We start from the raw sequence: 1728 nt of genomic DNA, 5'->3' as shown, positions 1-1728 counted from the left end.
CGGCAAGAATATCGGGGTGAAAGGCAGCGGGATCGAGTTCATCGATCACGCTCTGGAGAAGTGGAAGACCAACCCCGGACTGATGCTCTACAAGCTCCAGACCAACAGCTACAAATTCAGCTGGCTGCTGATCCCCCTATCGGTCCCCTTCATGTGGTTGATGTTTTTCTGGAAATCGCGTTTCCGTGCCTATGACCACGCGATCTTCGTGACCTACTCGATCGCTTTCATGTCGCTGCTGTTCATCGTCGTTTCGGTGATGGTGAAGTTCGACGCACCGGTCTGGGCCTACGTAACCCTGACCACGCTCGTGCCCCCGCTCCATATCTACAAGCAGTTGCGTGGCACCTATGGCCTCTCGCGCTTTTCCGCGTTGTGGCGCCTGTGCATGCTCAGCATCTTCATCTTTATCGTACTGAGCCTGTTCCTCCAGCTACTGCTGGTGCTTGGGGCATTCTGACTGTGGAAACGAAAAGGGCGCCCAGTGGGCGCCCTTCGCAATAGATCGGTAGTGGATATCACGCGCCTTGCGGGGCGCCCTCGCCGCCAAAGCGTTTGCCTGCCTTGGGGACCAGCCCGCCCGATACCGGCTTGACCGTCACAGGGCCCTTTGGCTGGTCCGGACGATCGATCCGACCATCCTTCATCAGCTGGTCGATTTCCTCGCCACTCAGCGTCTCATACTCAAGCAGTGCCTGCGCCAGCAGGTGGAGTTTGTCTTCCTGTTCGGTCAGGATCTGGGTTGCGCGCTTGAGCCCGCCTTCAACCAGGTCCTTGATTTCAGCGTCGATCAGCTTGTTGGTTTCGCCAGAGCGGAAAGTCCGTTGGCTGCCGCCGTAACCAAGATAGCCTTCCTGGGTTTCTTCATACTGCAACGGGCCCAGCTTGTCGGACATGCCCCACTGGGTGACCATATTGCGCGCCAGGCTGGTCGCGTACTGGATATCGCCGCTGGCGCCGCTCGACACCTTGTCATGACCGAAGATGATTTCTTCGGCGACGCGACCACCCATGGCAACCGCCAGGTTCGCATGCATCTTGTCGCGATGATACGAGTAGTTGTCGCGTTCGGGCAGGCGCATGACCATGCCCAGCGCGCGACCGCGCGGGATGATGGTCGCCTTGTGGATCGGGTCCGAAGCGGGCTCGTTGATCGACACCAGCGCGTGACCCGCCTCGTGATAGGCGGTCATCTTCTTTTCGTCGTCGGTCATGACCATGCTGCGGCGCTCGGCGCCCATCATGACCTTGTCCTTGGCGTCCTCGAACTCCTGCATGGCAACGAGCCGCTTGTTACGACGAGCGGCGAGCAGCGCCGCCTCGTTGCACAGATTGGCGAGGTCCGCGCCCGAGAAGCCCGGCGTGCCGCGCGCGATCGTGCGTGGGTTGACGTCGGGCGCCAGCGGCAGCTTCTTCATGTGCACGCCGAGGATCTTTTCGCGCCCGTCGATATCGGGCACCGGCACGACGACCTGGCGGTCGAAACGACCCGGGCGCAGCAGCGCAGGGTCGAGCACGTCAGGCCGGTTGGTGGCAGCGATGATGATGATGCCTTCGTTCGCCTCAAACCCGTCCATCTCGACCAGCAGCTGGTTGAGCGTCTGCTCGCGTTCATCGTTCGAATTGCCAAGGCCATGGCCGCGATGACGGCCGACCGCGTCGATTTCGTCGATGAAGACGATGCAGGGCGCGTTCTTCTTGGCTTGTTCGAACATGTCGCGCACGCGG

At 60.8% G+C, this 1728-nt stretch carries 1 protein-coding gene and 1 pseudogene; one reads left to right on the top strand and one right to left on the bottom strand.

The window, feature by feature from the left end:
* Positions 1 to 460 (top strand): annotated as a pseudogene (locus AAFM29_RS09010) (hypothetical protein); the annotation flags it as partial.
* A gap of 58 nt (positions 461 to 518) precedes the next feature.
* Here the strand turns inward: AAFM29_RS09010 and AAFM29_RS09005 are convergent.
* Positions 519 to 1728 (bottom strand): AAA family ATPase (locus tag AAFM29_RS09005; protein ID WP_341712472.1); only part of this gene is annotated, 1210 nt, incomplete at its 5' end.

The sequence above is a fragment of the Erythrobacter sp. genome, assembly GCF_038133525.1.
Lineage (GTDB): Bacteria > Pseudomonadota > Alphaproteobacteria > Sphingomonadales > Sphingomonadaceae > Qipengyuania.
Note: the sequence above shows the minus strand (reverse complement) of the source record. Positions and strands in the feature narration are given on the sequence as shown.